We start from the raw sequence: 13,885 nt of genomic DNA, 5'->3' as shown, positions 1-13,885 counted from the left end.
GGAGAAGTCCGATGGACGGCATCACGTGGGAAAAGCCCTTCTGCGGTGAGGGCGCGAGCTGCTTCCGCCTCGGCACCGACCCCGAAGGCAACGCCTACATCGCCATAGCCGGTGCCGAGGACGCCTACCTCACCGACAGCCGCGAGGCCCTGCGCCGCATGATCCTCGGCATCAAGGCGGGCAAAGCCGATCACCTGCTGTGACGGGCGTCACTCCGTGGCTCGGGGCGCGGAGTGAAACATTTCCCCGGGCCCACCGCATCAAGGAGATGACGACAGGACAGAGCGGGACCGGCCCAGGGGGAGCACATGAGACAGGTCCGCGCGGACGAGTACGCCGAGTTCGCGGCGGCGCGTGCCGGGCATCTGTACCGGTCCGCGTGCCTGCTGACCGCCGGTGACACGCACCTGGCCGAGGACCTCGTCCAGGAGACCCTCGGGCGGCTGTACGTCCGCTGGCCGCGCATGGCCCGGGTCGGCAACCCGGCCGGGTACGCGCAGACCGTCCTCACCCGTGCCTTCCTCGCCCACCAGCGGCGCCGGAGCAGCAACGAGCGGGCGACCGACGTCTTTCCCGACCTGCCCGGCGCCGCCGACGGGGACGCGTCCCTGCGGCTGACGCTGCTGGCGGCGCTGGCCCGGCTGTCCGCCAAGGACCGGGCCGTCGTCGTCCTGCGGTACTGGGAGGACCGGTCCGTCGAGGAGACCGCCGACGTCATGAACGTCAGCTCGGCCGCGGTGCGGACCCGCTGCGTCCGTGCGCTCGCCCGGCTGCGGGAGCTGCTCGGCGAGGAGCTCGCGGAGTACGCCGCGCCCTGACCCCATGTCCTGTCCCCGCACCCCGATCCCGTCCTCTGCCCCGTCACGACGGCCCCTTCACCTCACCTCACACTTCGCGGAAACGGTGGTACCGCCATGCCCGTTGACCAGCACAGTGATCCTTTCGAGGACCGGCTCGCCGCCGCCCTGCGCGACACCGGTGCCGGATTCGACGCCGACCAGAACGCCCTCACCGCCGCCGGCCGGACCCGTGGGCGACGGCTCCGGCTGCGGCGCCGGGCCGCCGTGGCCGGGGGTGTCGCCGGTATCGCGATGGTGGGGGTGGGCGGCGTGTTCCTCCTGCCCGGGGATGACGCGGCCGGTCCTCAGCGGTCGTCCACCGCCTCGGCGCCGACCGCCTCGCCGGCACAGGCACCCAAGAGCTTCTCCGGCGACGACCTCGTCCGTACGCTCAAGGGCCTGCTCCCCGAGGGGCGGTTCAGCCAGGAGACGGCCCGGGGGTCCAAGGAGCGGCTGGGCCCGGCCGTGCGCCTCGTGTACGACGACGGGCAGGGCGCGGCGGCGATCGCCGTGGGCCTGGGCCGGGTCGAGCCCGGCAGCGAGCAGGCCCGCGAGACGACGACCTGCCCGGACGAGGTCTTCGTCCCGCACGACGCCTGCACCACGAGCCGGCTGCCCGACGGCTCGGTGCTCATGCTGTTCCAGGGCTACGAGTATCCGGACCGGCGCGTGGACACCAAGTGGTGGAACGCCGAGCTGGTCACGCCCCAGGGGCAGCACGTCTCCGTCAGCGAGTGGAACGCCCCGGCGCAGAAGGACGCCGAGATCAGCCGGGAGACGCCGCCGCTGACGCCGGAGCAGTTGAAGGGGATCGCCACGGCCGGGGTGTGGCGCCAGGTCGTGGACGCGATCCCGAAGCGGCCGAAGGACGGGCCGGTGCCGGGCGTTCCGCGGCAGGTGTCGGGACAGGCCGTCGGCGAGACGCTCGCCGGGCTGCTGCCCGACGGCGTGAAGGTGGTCTCGCGGGGCGGCCAGGAGAGCGAGTACGCCTACCTCGTCGTCGACGACGGCAAGGGCGCGAGCATGGTCCAGGTCAACGTGCAGCACGGTATGGCCGACGCCGCCGACCAGCTGTACGGCTCCGCGGAGACCCTCCCCGACGGCACCCGCGTCACCACTCGCCAGGGCACCGGTGACGACCGCGTCCCCGGGGTCGTGATGTGGACCGCCGACACCCTGCGGCCCGGCACCGACGGCTTCCGCGTCGTGATCGGCGCCTTCAACAACGCGTCCGCGCACGGCGAGCCCACCCGCGACACCCCGGCGCTGACCCTGGAGCAGCTGAGGGAGATCGCGCTCAGCCCGGAGTGGGACAAGCTGCGGTAGGCGTTGCGGCAGGGCGTTCTAGAAGAACTCCGACCACGGCTGGTCCCAGATCTGCTTCACGCACAGCACCAGGAACAGCAGCCCGGCGACGGCGAGCATCGCGTTGCTCAGCGGGCCGTTGCGCCACTCGCGGGGGGTGCGGGAGGAGTTGAGGAGCCAGACCAGGGTCAGGGCGAGGAACGGCATGAACGCCGCGCCCAGGACGCCGTAGAGGACGACCAGGCGGAAGGGCTGGCCCTGGAAGAGCAGGACGATGGGCGGGAAGGTCATCCACAGCAGGTAGGCGCGGAAGGGCCAGGAGCGCTCGCGTTCGCCGGTGGCGACCTCCTCGCCCTTCAGCTCGCCGCGCGTGCGGTACCGGGCCACGAAGTCGGCGAACATCAGGCTCACGCCGTGCCACACGCCGATCAGCGAGGTGAACGACGTGGCGAAGAAGCCGATGAGGAAGAACTTCGCCGTGGCCGTGCCGTACTCGTCCTCCAGGATGTCGCCCAGCTGGATCAGGCCCTTGTCGCCGGAGGCGATGGCGATGTTCGCGGCGTGCAGCAGCTCCGCGCCGACGAACAGCATGGCGATGACGAAGACGCCGGTGGTGGCGTAGGCGACGCGGTTGTCCAGCCGCATCACCTTCATCCAGCCGGTGTCGGTCCAGCCCTTGGCGTTGACCCAGTAGCCGTACGCGGCCAGCGTGATGGTGCCGCCGACGCCGCCGATCAGGCCGAGGGTGTTGAGGATGGAGTCCTTCTCGTCGGGGAGGACGGGCAGGAGACCGGCGAAGGCGTCACCCAGGTTGGGCGTGACCCGGATCGCCAGGTAGACCGTCACCACGAACATGACGCCCACCAGGACCGTCATGACCTTCTCGAAGACGGCGTACTTGTTGAACCAGACGAAGACCAGGCCCACCACGCCGCTGGCCGCGCCCCACCACTTGAGGTCCATCACGCCCGGGAACAGGGCCTGCAGCGGCAGCGCGCTGGACGACATCGCCGCCGCGCCGTAGACGAAGCCCCAGACCACGACGTAGACGGCGAAGAACCACGTCGTCCAGCGGCCGAGGCTCGCCCAGCCGTCGAACAGGGTGCGGCCGGTGGACAGGTGCCAGCGGCCGGCCGCCTCGGCGAGGGAGATCTTCACCAGGCAGCCGAGGACCGCGGCCCACAGGAGGGTGTAGCCGAAGTTGCTGCCCGCGATGAGCGTGGCCACGAGGTCGCCGGCCCCGACGCCGGTCGCGGCGACGACGATGCCGGGGCCGATGTACCGCCAGCTCGACTTGCGGGGCGCCGCGTCAGGGTCGCGGGGTGCGCCGATGTCCTTGGTGTTTCCCGTGGTGTCCGCCATGCAGGTCAAGTAAGCCCATCGGCGCCCGTGGGACAAGAGGGCGTGCGTGGATCTTCACCGCATGCGTCTGTTCGGCTCTCCGGCGCGTGCGTCTGTTCGGCTCTCCGCCGCGTATCTCTGTTCGGCTCTCCGCCGCGTACGTCTACTCGGCGGGCTTGGCGGCCTCCTCGGCGGGCGCGTCGGCCGCTTCGCCGTCCTCCGCCGCGTCCTCGAAGTACGCGTCCAGGACCTCGTCCAGCTTCGCGTCCCACTCCTGGAACAGGCTCCGGGAGGCGGCGTCGATCTCGAGGGGGTACCAGCGGCGGTCGGGGGTGTGCACGGTGACGGTGAACCGCTTGCCGAAGCGGGCCGTCTCCGTCTCGACCGCCGCGATCTCGTCCCAGCGGAACTCGCACTCCTGGTCGTCCAGGCGCAGCCGTACGCCCTTGTGGTCGGCGATGACGCGGGCGCGGCGGTCGGACGCCTCGAAGACAGGGCCGTCGGCGGGCTCGTCCGGCGCTTCGTCCGGTGCCCCGGCGGGGTCGGGCCCGGAGATCTCGCCGGGCTCTTCGGCGGCGGCGTCCTCCGGTTCCGCCGGCCGGGCGTCCCCGGGCGGCACCGACGGCTTCCCGTCCTCCGGTTCGCCGGGGGACGGGGCCGTGAGCCCGGGGATGAAGGCCGGGTCGAATCCGGCGCCCTTCAGGGTCTCGCCCTCCAGGGGCTGGCTGCTCGAACCTATGCGCTGCTCCACAGCGGAGCAGTATGGTCGACGAACCTGTGCCGGACACAGCCAGCCCCGACTTCGTTATACGAACCCAACTTCGTTGTACGGGCCCGGCGTCGCTCACACGAAGACGCTCAGCACCGCCGCGACCACGAATCCGCCCAGCGACAGCACGCTCTCCAGCACGGTCCACGACTTCAGGGTGTCGCGCTCGCTGATGCCGAAGTACTTGGCCACCATCCAGAAGCCGCCGTCGTTGACGTGGCTGGCGAAGATGGAGCCCGCCGAGATCGCCATGATGACGAGGGCGAGGAAGGCCTGGGAGTGGCCGCCCTCGGCCAGCAGCGGGGTGACGATGCCCGCCGTGGTGACGATGGCGACCGTCGCCGAGCCCTGGGCCACCCGCAGGACGAGGGAGATCAGGTAGGACAGGGCGATCACCGGCAGGCCGACGTCGTTGAAGGTGTCGGACAGGGCCTGGGCGACGCCGCTGGCCTTGAGGACCGCGCCGAAGACGCCGCCCGCGCCGACGACGAGCAGGATGTTGCCGACGGGCTTGAGCGAGGCCGTGGAGACGGTCTCCAGGGACTTGCGGGACCAGCCGCGCCGGATGCCCAGCAGGAAGTATGCGAGGAGCAGGGCGATGGTCAGGGCGACGAAGGGGCTGCCGAAGAACTCGATGACCGAGCGGGTGGTGGAGGGGTCCAGGGCGATGGAGGAGAAGGTCGCCGCGAGGATCAGGACCAGCGGGGTGCCGATGATGCCGAGGACCGTGCCGAGCGGGACCGGCGTCTCGCGCGGCTCGACGCCGGAGGCGCGCTGCTCCTCGATGACGGCGCGCTTGGCCTCCTCGGCCGCCTCCACCATGTCCTGGGGTACGGCGACGAAGACGCGGCGGCCGATCCAGGCGGAGTAGGCCCAGGCGGCGAGCACGGCGGGGACGCCGCAGACGATGCCCATGAGGATCACCCAGCCGAGGTCCACGTGGAGCAGGCCGGCGGCGGCCACCGGGCCGGGGTGCGGCGGCAGGAAGGCGTGGGTCATGGACAGGCCGGCCAGCAGGGGCAGGCAGTAGAGCAGGACGGACTTGCCGGAGCGCTTGGCGGCGGCGTAGACGATCGGCGCGAGGACGAAGATGCCGACGTCGAAGAAGACCGGGATGCCGAAGATGAGGCCGGTCAGGCCCATGGCGAGGGGCGCCCGCTTCTCGCCGAAGAGGCCCAGCAGCCTGGACGCCAGCACTTCCGCGCCGCCGCTGACTTCGAGGATCGCGCCGAGCATGGTGCCCAGGCCGATGATGATGGCGACGTGGCCGAGGATGCCGCCCATGCCGGACTCGATGGTGGAGACGGCGTCGGACTTCTGGACGGTGCCGAAGAGTTCGGTGACCGACAGGCCGGCGAGCAGGCCGACGGCTATGGAGACGGCGAGCAGCGCGACGAACGGCTGGAGCCGGACCTTGATGATCAGGAAGAGGAGGAGCGCGATGCCGAGGGCGGCGACGGTCAGCAGACCGGCGGTGCCGTCGATCAGGAGGAGGAGGCCGCCGGTGTGGGAGGGGGTCTCGGCGGGAGCCGAGGCGGCGAGCGGGAGGGCAGCCAGAGGGGATATAGGGGACAAAGGGGACATGCGGGGGTCCTCTGCGTAAAAACATGCGGCTTTCGGGCAGGGGGGATCGCGGCACGGCGCCCGGAAGGGGGTGGGCGCCGTGCCGTTCACGGTGTGCGGGAGGGGTGAGAGGGCGTCAGCCCAGGACGGCCAGGGCGTCGATCTCGATGAGGAGGCCGGCGGGCAGGCCCACGTAGACGGTGGTGCGCGCGGCGGGCGGCTGGGTGAGGCCCTGCTCCTCGAAGTAGGCGTTGTAGATCTCGTTCATCTCGGCGAAGTGGTCCACGTCGGTGAGGTAGACGCGGATCATCATCACGTCGTCCCAGCTCGCGCCGCCCTCTTCGAGGATCGCCTTGACGTTGGCGAGGGTCTGGAGGGTCTGCTCGCGCAGGGTCGGGCCGGCCGGGGTGGGGGCCTTGCCCTCCTCGTGGGGCAGGAAGCCGACCTGGCCGGCGACCTGGAGGATGTTGCCCTTCTTCACGCCGTGCGAGAACTTCGCGGGCGGGATGGTGTGGGTCTTGGGGGTGAGCGCGGTCTTCTCGGTCATGCGGTGACTTCCTTGACTGGGGTCCTGCCGGAGTACTCGCCGCTGATGGCGTCCGCGGTACGGCGGACCAGCGGGAGCAGGGTGAGGAGTTCGTCGGCGGTGACGACGACGTTCGGCGCGGAGACCGACATCGCGGCCACCACTCTGCCGTCGGGGCCCCGGACGGGTGCCGCGACGCAGTTGATGGACTCCTCGTGGCCACCGAGGTCGGTGGCCCAGCCCTGTTCGCGCACCTTCTCCAGCTCGCGCAGGAACGCGGCGGCGTTGGGTGTCGAACGGGACGTGTACAGGGGGTAGTCGAGCTTCTCCGCGAGGGCGCGGCGCTCGGGTTCGGGCAGGTCGGCCAGGAGCAGCTTGGCGACGGCCGCGACGGTGATGGCGACGGGCTTGCCGATCCGGGAGTACATGCGGACCGGGTAGCGGCTCTCCACCTTGTCGATGTAGAGGACCTCGTTCTCCTCGTACACGGCGAGGTGCACGGTGTGGCCGCAGGTCTCGTTGAGGCGGACGAGGTGGGGGTGGGCGATCTCCCGGACGTCGAGGTTCTCCATCGCCTCCTGGGCGAGGGCGATGAGCCGGGCGCCGAGGCGGTAGCGCTGGTCGGACTGGCGGTAGACGAAGCCGTGGTCGTGGAGGGTGCGCAGCAGGCGCAGGGCGGTGGACTTGTGCACGCCGAGGCGGTCGGCGACCTGCCCGAGGTCGGCGGGGCCCTCGGCGAGCAGCGGCAGGATGCTCAGGGCGCGGTCGACGGTCTGGCTCATGGCGTGCGTACCTCCTCCTCGGCCCCTTCGGCGGCCTGTGTCCAGCCGGGGCCGAGTCGCAGTCTCCCCCACGCGGCGTCGTCGAGGGCGGCCAGCCGGTCGGCGTGGCCGCGGGCGGGGGGCGCGGCGAGGTCGCCGGGGACGGTGAGGGCGGCGGCGGCCATGAGGTGGCCGTGGCGGAGCCGGTCCCGTACGGGCAGTCCGCGCAGGGTGGCGGAGAGGAACCCGGCGGCGAAGGCGTCCCCGGCGCCGACGGCGGCGACGACGTCGACGCGCGGGGCGGGGACGTGGACGGCGGTGCCGCCGGACGGTCCGCCGGCGCCCTCGGTCACCTCGTCGGCACCCCCGGCCGGTCCGCCGGTGCCGTGGGCACCGGTGCCACGGGGGCCGTGGGTGCCGCCGGTGCCGTGGGTGCCGTGAGCGCCGCCGGTGCCGTGAGCGCCGCCGGTGCCGTGGGTGCCGCCGGTGCCGTGGGTGAAGACGGTCGCTCCGTCCGCGCCCTGCTTGACGACCAGGATCTCCGGCTCGGGCAGCGCCTCCCGCACCGCCCGCGCCCCGTGCAGCCCCCACACGTCCCGCGCCTCGTCGTCGCCGACGAAGACGATGTCCGCGCCGCGCGCCAGCTCCCGCAGGACGCGGGAGGCGTCGCCGGAGTCCCGCCACAGTCCCGGCCGGTAGTTGACGTCGAAGGAGACGAGAGGGCGGCCGGGGCGGCGGGCGGTGAGCTCGCGCATCAGCTCCCGGCAGTCGGCGGAGAGCGCGGCGGTGATGCCGGACAGGTGGAGGATGCGCCCGGCGCGCACGGCGTCCAGGTCCAGGTTGGCGGCCGACATGGCCGAGGCGGCCGAGCCGGCCCGGTAGTACGCCACCTCGTGGGCGTCGGTGGCCCGGTCCCCGGCGGTGCGGAAGTACACGCCGGTCGGGCGGGCCGGGTCCCGTCGCACGGACGCGGTGTCGACGCCGTACGCGCCGATCGCCTCGACGAGGTGGTCGCCGAACCCGTCGGCGCCGACCCGGCTCACCCAGCGCGCGGAGTGCCCGGCGGCGGCCAGCGTGCAGGCCACGTTGGACTCGGCGCCGCCGATGCCCCGGTCGAAGGAGGGCACGTCGGCGAGGCGGCCCGGCCGGGTGGGCAGGAACGTGACCATGGACTCGCCGAGCGTGACGACGTCCACGGCGTCCACGGCGCCCACGGCGCCCACGGCATCCATGGCGCTCACGGCGTCGGGGGCGGTGCTGGGTCCCGTGGCGGTCACGATCGTCGTAGCTCCTCGGCATCGGGGTGGCGGGGCCGCCGGGGGGGGGAGTCCCGGAGGGGCGGATCCGTTGACCCCGCGTTGGCCGAGATGTTAGACAGCGGTAAGCGATATACGCAACGGACGTTGCAGATGATGCAACGCACCAGATCAGGGAGGCTCCATGGCCCGCGACCCCGGCACCGAAGCCCTGGACACCAGCACCGAAGCCCCGGGCCCCGGCACCGAAACCCCGGCCCCCGGCGCCGATCCCCTCGCCGCCCTGGCCGGGGAGCGCGTCGACCACCGTTTCAAGGGCCTCCCGCCGGACGCCGACGGGCTGACCGTCGGCGAGCTGGCCGCCCAGCGCCGCAACCTGTTCACCGGCGGTTTCACCACGCCCGTGCTGACCCTGTCCGCCGAGCGCCTGGAGCACAACCTGAAGCTGATGGAGACGTACGCCGCCCGGCACGGCCTCGCCTTCGCGCCGCACGGCAAGACCTCCATGGCCCCGCAGCTCTTCCGCCGCCAGATCGAGCACGGCGCCTGGGGCATCACCCTGGCCGTGCCGCACCAGGTGCGGGTGGCGTACGGCTTCGGATTCCGCCGGCTCTTCCTCGCCAACGAGCTGGTCGACGCCGCCGCCCTGCGCTGGGTGGCCGCCCGGCTCGACGCCGACCCGGACTTCCGCCTGGTCGTCTACGTCGACTCGGTGCGCGGGGTGGAGCTGATGGACGCGGCCCTGGCGGGGGTCTCCCGTCCGCTGGAGGTCGTGGTGGAGCTCGCCGCCGGCGAGGAGGCCCGTACCGGCGCCCGCACGGAGGCCGAGTGCGCGGCGGTCGCCGACGCGGTGGCGGCGACGAGCACCCTGCGGCTGGTGGGTGTCGCCGGGTACGAGGGCGAGGTGCCGCAGGCGACGCCGGAGAAGGTGCGCGCGTGGCTGCGGCGGCTGGTCGCGCTCGCCGCGGACTTCGACGGGGCGGGGCGGTTCGCCGGACGGGACGAGATCGTGGTGAGCGCGGGCGGCAGCTCCTGGTTCGACGCGGTGGCCGACGTCTTCGCCGGGATCCCCGCCCTGTCCGCCCCCGTGCTGAAGCTGCTGCGCTCGGGCGCGTACGTCTCGCACGACGACGGCCACTACCGCGAGCGGACCCCCTTCAACCGGGTCCCCGAGGAGGGCGCCCTCCAGCCCGCGTTCCGCCTGTGGACGCAGGTCGTCTCCCGCCCGAGCGCCGGGCAGGCGTTCGCCAACGCGGGCAAGCGGGACGCGGCCTACGACCTCCACCTCCCCTTCGCCCAGGCGGTCCGCCGGGGCGGCGCCGAGCGCCCGGCCGACGGCATCGAGGTCACCGGCCTGTCCGACCAGCACACCTGGCTGCGCACGGAGCCCGGGGCGGACCTGCGGGTCGGCGACTGGATCGGCCTGGGCCTGTCCCACCCGTGCACGTCCTTCGACAAGTGGCAGCTGATCCCGGTCGCCGAGGCGGACGGCACGGTCGTCGACTACGTCCGCACGTACTTCTAGAAGGAGCCGGTCGGTCATGGAAGACCTCGTCATCCGGGACGCGGACGTCGTCGACGGCACCGGCGCCCCCTCCTACCGCGCCGACGTCGTGATCGACGGCGGCCGGATCGTGTCGGTCGTCAAGGAGGCCGCGGCGGCGGGCTGCCAGCGCCCGACGGCCCGGCGCGAGCTGGACGCCGAGGGGCTGGTCCTCTCCCCCGGCTTCATCGACATGCACGCCCACAGCGACCTGGCGCTGCTGCGCGACCCCGACCACAGCGCCAAGGCCGCGCAGGGCGTCACCCTCGAGGTCATCGGCCAGGACGGGCTGTCGTACGCGCCGGTCGACGACCGCACGCTGGCCGAGGTGCGCCGCGCGATCGCCGGGTGGAACGGCCCCGGCGACGACGTCGACTTCGACTGGCGGTCGGTGGGCGAGTACCTGGACCGGCTGGACCGCGGGATCGCCGTGAACGCGGCCTACCTGATCCCCCAGGGCACGGTCCGCGCCCTCGCCGTCGGCTGGGAGGACCGCCCGGCCACCGAGGCGGAACTGGACCGGATGCGGCAGCTGGTGGCGGAAGGGCTGGAGCAGGGCGCGGTCGGCCTGTCGTCCGGGCTGACCTACACCCCCGGCATGTACGCCGAGGACGCCGAACTGACCGAGCTGTGCCGGGTGGTGGCGCGGTACGGCGGCTACTACTGCCCCCACCACCGCAGTTACGGCGCCGGGGCGCTGGAGGCGTACCGGGAGATGGTGGAGCTGACCCGCGCGGCCGGCTGCCCCCTCCACCTGGCCCACGCCACCATGAACTTCGGCGTGAACAAGGGCCGCGCGCCCGAGCTGCTGGCCCTGCTGGACGAGGCGCTGGCGGCCGGTGCCGACATCACCCTCGACACCTACCCCTACACCCCCGGCTGCACCACCCTCGCCGCGCTGCTGCCGAGCTGGGCGAGCGAGGGCGGGCCACAGGAGATCCTCCGGCGGCTGGCCGACGACGGCACCGCCGAGCGGATCCGGCACCACCTGGAGGAGACCGGCTCCGACGGCTGCCACGGCGTGCCCGTGGAGTGGGAGACCATCGAGATCTCCGGCGTGACCGACCCGGCGCTGACGGAGTACGTGGGCCGTACGGTGCTGGAGTCGGCGCGGCTGCGGGGCGAGGCCCCCTGGACGGTCGCCCGCCGGCTGCTGCTGGCCGACCGGCTGGCGCCGACCATCCTCCAGCACGTCGGCCATGAGGAGAACGTCCGGGCGATCATGCGCCACCGGGTCCACACGGGCGGCTCGGACGGCATCCTCCAGGGCAGCAAGCCGCACCCGCGCGCCTACGGCACGTTCCCGCACTACCTCGGCCGGTACGTGCGGGAGCTGGGCGTGCTGTCGCTGGAGGAGTGCGTCGCCCATCTCACCTCCCGTCCGGCGGCCCGGCTGCGGCTGCCGGACCGGGGCGTGGTCCGCGAGGGGTACCGGGCCGACCTGGTCCTGTTCGACCCGGTGACGGTCGCGGCGGGGTCCACCTTCGCCGAGCCGCGCACGCTGCCGACGGGCATCCCGCACGTCCTGGTCGACGGGCGGTTCGTGATCGAGGACGGGCGGCGCACGGACGTCCTGGCGGGGCGGGCGGTGCGCCGCACACCCTCGCGGTGACCGCCCGCCCCGGTACGGCTACGGCTACGGCTACGGCTACGGCTTGGGCAGGACACACCCGGCGCGGCTCAGGTCCAGCTTGTTGTCCAGGCCGAAGCAGGCCGGTATCCGATAGGTCTGCTGGGCGTAGTTGATGCCGGGACGGACGGTGACGGTGCCGCTCGCGTCCACCTCGCAGGGGTTGTTCACCGTGCAGCGCTGCCCGTCCTCGTTGCCGGTGTTGTTGACGGCCACGACCCTGCCGGTGGCGTTGTCGACCACGGGCGAGCCGGAGGTGCCGCCGACGGTGTCGCAGGCGGGGGTGTAGCGGACGGAGTCCTTCCAGGTCCAGTCGCCCTCCTTCAGGAGGTACGCGAACCCGTCGATGCTGCAGGCGTAGGTGCGTTTCCAGTAACCGGAGACGACGGTGATGGCACTGCCGGCGGCCGGGCGGGTGTCGTTCAGGGTCAGCGCGCCGATGCCGTACGCGCTCCTGATCTGCGCGTAGGTGGTGGTGAGCTGGTAGAGGGCGACGTCCGTGTCGGTCATCGTCGCGTAGGCGATCTTGCTGGCGCGCAGGGTGGCGACGCGGGTGCCGGAGGCGTTGAGGAGACCGAAGGTGCGGCTGGAGGCCCGGTCGACGACGACCTCGCCGGGCGCCGGGAAGCCGGTCTCCAGGCAGTGGCCGTTGGACATCACCAGCGCCGGGTCGTCGTCCTCGGAGCCGGGGAAGCGGACCACCGAGCCCGAGCAGTTGCTGAGCGCGACGGTGCCGGCGAAGGTGACGGCCCGGGCGGCGGGGGCGGCGCCGGTGTTCCCGGCGGGCGCGGCTGCCGCCGCCGGTGCCACGCCCGCTCCGGTGATCACCAGACCGGCGAGCGCGGCAAGGAGAGGCTTGTTCATGTGGGGTCCCCTCTGCAGACGTCGGCGACCGGAGATCTTCCGGCCGCCCGCTGTCTTGTCATGCGCATTGTGAATGCGTGCGGGTGAGGGGACAAGAACCCGTTTCCGGCAGGGACGCCGCACGGCCGGGCGGCGCCATCACGGGGACAACCAGGCCGAACGGGGCGCACGGGGGCGGCACACCGGACAAACCGGCCGTCCCGCGTGGCGGAAAACACGGCCCGGGGCGAGCGGGCGGCCCGTAAGCTCACGGGCATGCAGGTGATCCAGTCGACCAAGCTCGCCAACGTCGGTTACGAGATCCGGGGCCCGGTGCTCGAGGAGGCGATGCGGCTGGAAGCGGCCGGTCACCGCATCCTCAAGCTCAACACCGGCAACCCGGCGGCGTTCGGCTTCGAGTGCCCGCCCGAGATCCTGGAGGACATCCTCCGCAACGTCTCGACGGCCCACGGCTACGGCGACGCCAAGGGCCTGCTGGCCGCCCGCCGCGCGGTCGTCATGCACAACCAGACCCTCGGCATCGAGACGGACGTCGAGCACGTCTTCATCGGCAACGGCGTCTCCGAGCTGATCGTGATGGCGATGCAGGGCCTGCTCGACGACGGCGACGAGGTCCTCGTACCGGCCCCGGACTACCCGCTGTGGACGGCCGCCGTCACCCTGTCCGGCGGCACCGCGGTCCACTACCGCTGCGACGAGCAGTCCGACTGGATGCCCGACCTGGCGGACGTCGAGGCCAAGGTCACCGACCGCACCAAGGCCCTCGTCGTCATCAACCCCAACAACCCCACGGGCGCGGTGTACGACGAGGCGGTGCTGCGCGGGCTGACCGACATCGCCCGCCGCCACAACCTGCTGGTCTGCTCCGACGAGATCTACGACAAGATCCTCTACGACGGCGCCACGCACACGCCGACCGCCGCGGTCGCCCCCGATCTGCTCACCCTCACCTTCAACGGCATGTCGAAGGCGTACCGGGTGGCCGGCTACCGGGTCGGCTGGATGGCGGTCTCCGGCCCGCGCGCCCACGCCGACTCCTACATCGAGGGCCTGACGATCCTGGCCAACATGCGGCTGTGCGCCAACATGCCGGGCCAGCACGGGGTGGTCGCGGCGCTCAGCGGACGGCAGACGATCAACGACCTGGTGCTGCCGGGCGGGCGGCTGAAGGAGCAGATGGACGTCGCCTACGAGCTGCTGACGCAGATCCCGGGCGTGAGCTGCGTCCGCCCGAAGGGGGCGCTCTACCTCTTCCCCCGCCTCGACCCCGCGGTCTTCAAGATCAAGGACGACCGGCAGATGGTCCTGGACCTGCTGCGCCGCGAGAAGATCATGGTCGTCCACGGCACGGGCTTCAACTGGCCCGAGCCGGACCACTTCCGGGTGGTGACCCTGCCGACGGTCGGGGACCTGCGGGACGCGGTGGGCCGGATCGCGCACTTCCTGGACGGTTACAGCCAGCCCTGACGGCCGCGCCCGGACCCGGCC

At 72.5% G+C, this 13,885-nt stretch carries 13 protein-coding genes; 6 read left to right on the top strand and 7 right to left on the bottom strand.

What is annotated here, in order from left to right:
• The first annotated feature begins 11 nt into the window (after nucleotides 1–11).
• The 3 genes from ABZ340_RS20195 to ABZ340_RS20185 all read left to right on the top strand — a co-directional run bounded on the left by ABZ340_RS20195 (nucleotide 12) and on the right by ABZ340_RS20185 (nucleotide 2,165).
• A complete protein-coding gene (locus ABZ340_RS20195; RefSeq protein WP_358783152.1) occupies nucleotides 12–203 on the top strand; it encodes a hypothetical protein in 192 nt (63 codons plus the stop codon).
• Nucleotides 204–308: 105 nt separating this feature from the next.
• The gene (locus tag ABZ340_RS20190; protein ID WP_358783151.1) at nucleotides 309–818 is read left to right on the top strand and encodes a SigE family RNA polymerase sigma factor; all 510 of its coding nucleotides are present in this window, start codon (nucleotides 309–311) and stop codon (nucleotides 816–818) included.
• A 96-nt stretch (nucleotides 819–914) separates the two neighbouring features.
• The gene (locus ABZ340_RS20185) at nucleotides 915–2,165 is read left to right on the top strand and encodes a hypothetical protein (RefSeq protein WP_358783150.1); all 1,251 of its coding nucleotides are present in this window, start codon (nucleotides 915–917) and stop codon (nucleotides 2,163–2,165) included.
• An 18-nt stretch (nucleotides 2,166–2,183) separates the two neighbouring features.
• On the opposite strand, the gene ABZ340_RS20180 is transcribed toward ABZ340_RS20185, so the two are convergent.
• The 6 genes from ABZ340_RS20180 to ABZ340_RS20155 all read right to left on the bottom strand — a co-directional run bounded on the left by ABZ340_RS20180 (nucleotide 2,184) and on the right by ABZ340_RS20155 (nucleotide 8,336).
• A complete protein-coding gene (locus tag ABZ340_RS20180; protein WP_358783149.1) occupies nucleotides 2,184–3,506 on the bottom strand; it encodes an Nramp family divalent metal transporter in 1,323 nt (440 codons plus the stop codon).
• Nucleotides 3,507–3,648: 142 nt separating this feature from the next.
• Nucleotides 3,649–4,236 carry a hypothetical protein gene (locus tag ABZ340_RS20175; protein ID WP_358783148.1) on the bottom strand — a complete coding sequence of 196 codons (588 nt, stop codon included), beginning with the start codon at nucleotides 4,234–4,236 and terminating at the stop codon, nucleotides 3,649–3,651.
• A 93-nt stretch (nucleotides 4,237–4,329) separates the two neighbouring features.
• Nucleotides 4,330–5,838, bottom strand: a complete 1,509-nt coding sequence (locus tag ABZ340_RS20170) for a gluconate:H+ symporter (RefSeq protein ID WP_358783147.1) — start codon at nucleotides 5,836–5,838, stop codon at nucleotides 4,330–4,332.
• A gap of 115 nt (nucleotides 5,839–5,953) precedes the next feature.
• Nucleotides 5,954–6,364: a RidA family protein gene (locus tag ABZ340_RS20165; protein WP_358783146.1), complete on the bottom strand. Its 411-nt coding sequence runs from the start codon at nucleotides 6,362–6,364 to the stop codon at nucleotides 5,954–5,956.
• Nucleotides 6,361–7,125, bottom strand: coding sequence for an IclR family transcriptional regulator (locus ABZ340_RS20160; RefSeq protein ID WP_358783145.1), 765 nt, complete (start codon nucleotides 7,123–7,125; stop codon nucleotides 6,361–6,363). Before ABZ340_RS20160 ends, ABZ340_RS20165 begins: the two co-directional genes overlap by 4 nt.
• Nucleotides 7,122–8,336, bottom strand: a complete 1,215-nt coding sequence (locus tag ABZ340_RS20155; RefSeq protein WP_358783199.1) for a sugar kinase — start codon at nucleotides 8,334–8,336, stop codon at nucleotides 7,122–7,124. Before ABZ340_RS20155 ends, ABZ340_RS20160 begins: the two co-directional genes overlap by 4 nt.
• Nucleotides 8,337–8,544: 208 nt before the next feature.
• On the opposite strand from ABZ340_RS20155, the gene ABZ340_RS20150 reads away from it, so the two are divergent.
• Both ABZ340_RS20150 and ABZ340_RS20145 read left to right on the top strand, forming a co-directional pair.
• Entirely contained in the window at nucleotides 8,545–9,885 is a 1,341-nt protein-coding gene (locus tag ABZ340_RS20150; protein WP_358783144.1) for an amino acid deaminase, read from the top strand.
• A gap of 16 nt (nucleotides 9,886–9,901) precedes the next feature.
• Nucleotides 9,902–11,515, top strand: coding sequence for a D-aminoacylase (locus ABZ340_RS20145; RefSeq protein WP_358783143.1), 1,614 nt, complete (start codon nucleotides 9,902–9,904; stop codon nucleotides 11,513–11,515).
• Between the two features lie 36 nt (nucleotides 11,516–11,551).
• Here the strand turns inward: ABZ340_RS20145 and ABZ340_RS20140 are convergent, their stop codons facing one another.
• The gene (locus ABZ340_RS20140; protein ID WP_358783142.1) at nucleotides 11,552–12,397 is read right to left on the bottom strand and encodes a serine protease; all 846 of its coding nucleotides are present in this window, start codon (nucleotides 12,395–12,397) and stop codon (nucleotides 11,552–11,554) included.
• A 255-nt stretch (nucleotides 12,398–12,652) separates the two neighbouring features.
• Here ABZ340_RS20140 and ABZ340_RS20135 point away from each other — a divergent pair, with 255 nt between their 5' ends.
• Nucleotides 12,653–13,864: a pyridoxal phosphate-dependent aminotransferase gene (locus ABZ340_RS20135; RefSeq protein ID WP_358783141.1), complete on the top strand. Its 1,212-nt coding sequence runs from the start codon at nucleotides 12,653–12,655 to the stop codon at nucleotides 13,862–13,864.
• Nucleotides 13,865–13,885: the final 21 nt, after the last annotated feature.

This window comes from Streptomyces sp. NPDC006134 (assembly GCF_040628835.1).
Classification (GTDB): domain Bacteria; phylum Actinomycetota; class Actinomycetes; order Streptomycetales; family Streptomycetaceae; genus Streptomyces.
Note: the sequence above shows the minus strand (reverse complement) of the source record. Positions and strands in the feature narration are given on the sequence as shown.

What these genes read in the sequence shown, in the direction of transcription:
- ABZ340_RS20195 (WP_358783152.1), top strand. Translation starts at nt 12, where the DNA reads ATGGACGGCATCACGTGGGAAAAGCCCTTCTGCGGTGAGGGCGCGAGC.
- ABZ340_RS20165 (WP_358783146.1), bottom strand. Translation starts at nt 6,364, where the DNA reads ATGACCGAGAAGACCGCGCTCACCCCCAAGACCCACACCATCCCGCCC.
- ABZ340_RS20185 (WP_358783150.1), top strand. Translation starts at nt 915, where the DNA reads ATGCCCGTTGACCAGCACAGTGATCCTTTCGAGGACCGGCTCGCCGCC.
- ABZ340_RS20140 (WP_358783142.1), bottom strand. Translation starts at nt 12,397, where the DNA reads ATGAACAAGCCTCTCCTTGCCGCGCTCGCCGGTCTGGTGATCACCGGA.
- ABZ340_RS20180 (WP_358783149.1), bottom strand. Translation starts at nt 3,506, where the DNA reads ATGGCGGACACCACGGGAAACACCAAGGACATCGGCGCACCCCGCGAC.
- ABZ340_RS20190 (WP_358783151.1), top strand. Translation starts at nt 309, where the DNA reads ATGAGACAGGTCCGCGCGGACGAGTACGCCGAGTTCGCGGCGGCGCGT.
- ABZ340_RS20170 (WP_358783147.1), bottom strand. Translation starts at nt 5,838, where the DNA reads ATGTCCCCTTTGTCCCCTATATCCCCTCTGGCTGCCCTCCCGCTCGCC.
- ABZ340_RS20135 (WP_358783141.1), top strand. Translation starts at nt 12,653, where the DNA reads ATGCAGGTGATCCAGTCGACCAAGCTCGCCAACGTCGGTTACGAGATC.
- ABZ340_RS20150 (WP_358783144.1), top strand. Translation starts at nt 8,545, where the DNA reads ATGGCCCGCGACCCCGGCACCGAAGCCCTGGACACCAGCACCGAAGCC.
- ABZ340_RS20145 (WP_358783143.1), top strand. Translation starts at nt 9,902, where the DNA reads ATGGAAGACCTCGTCATCCGGGACGCGGACGTCGTCGACGGCACCGGC.
- ABZ340_RS20155 (WP_358783199.1), bottom strand. Translation starts at nt 8,336, where the DNA reads ATGGATGCCGTGGGCGCCGTGGGCGCCGTGGACGCCGTGGACGTCGTC.
- ABZ340_RS20160 (WP_358783145.1), bottom strand. Translation starts at nt 7,125, where the DNA reads ATGAGCCAGACCGTCGACCGCGCCCTGAGCATCCTGCCGCTGCTCGCC.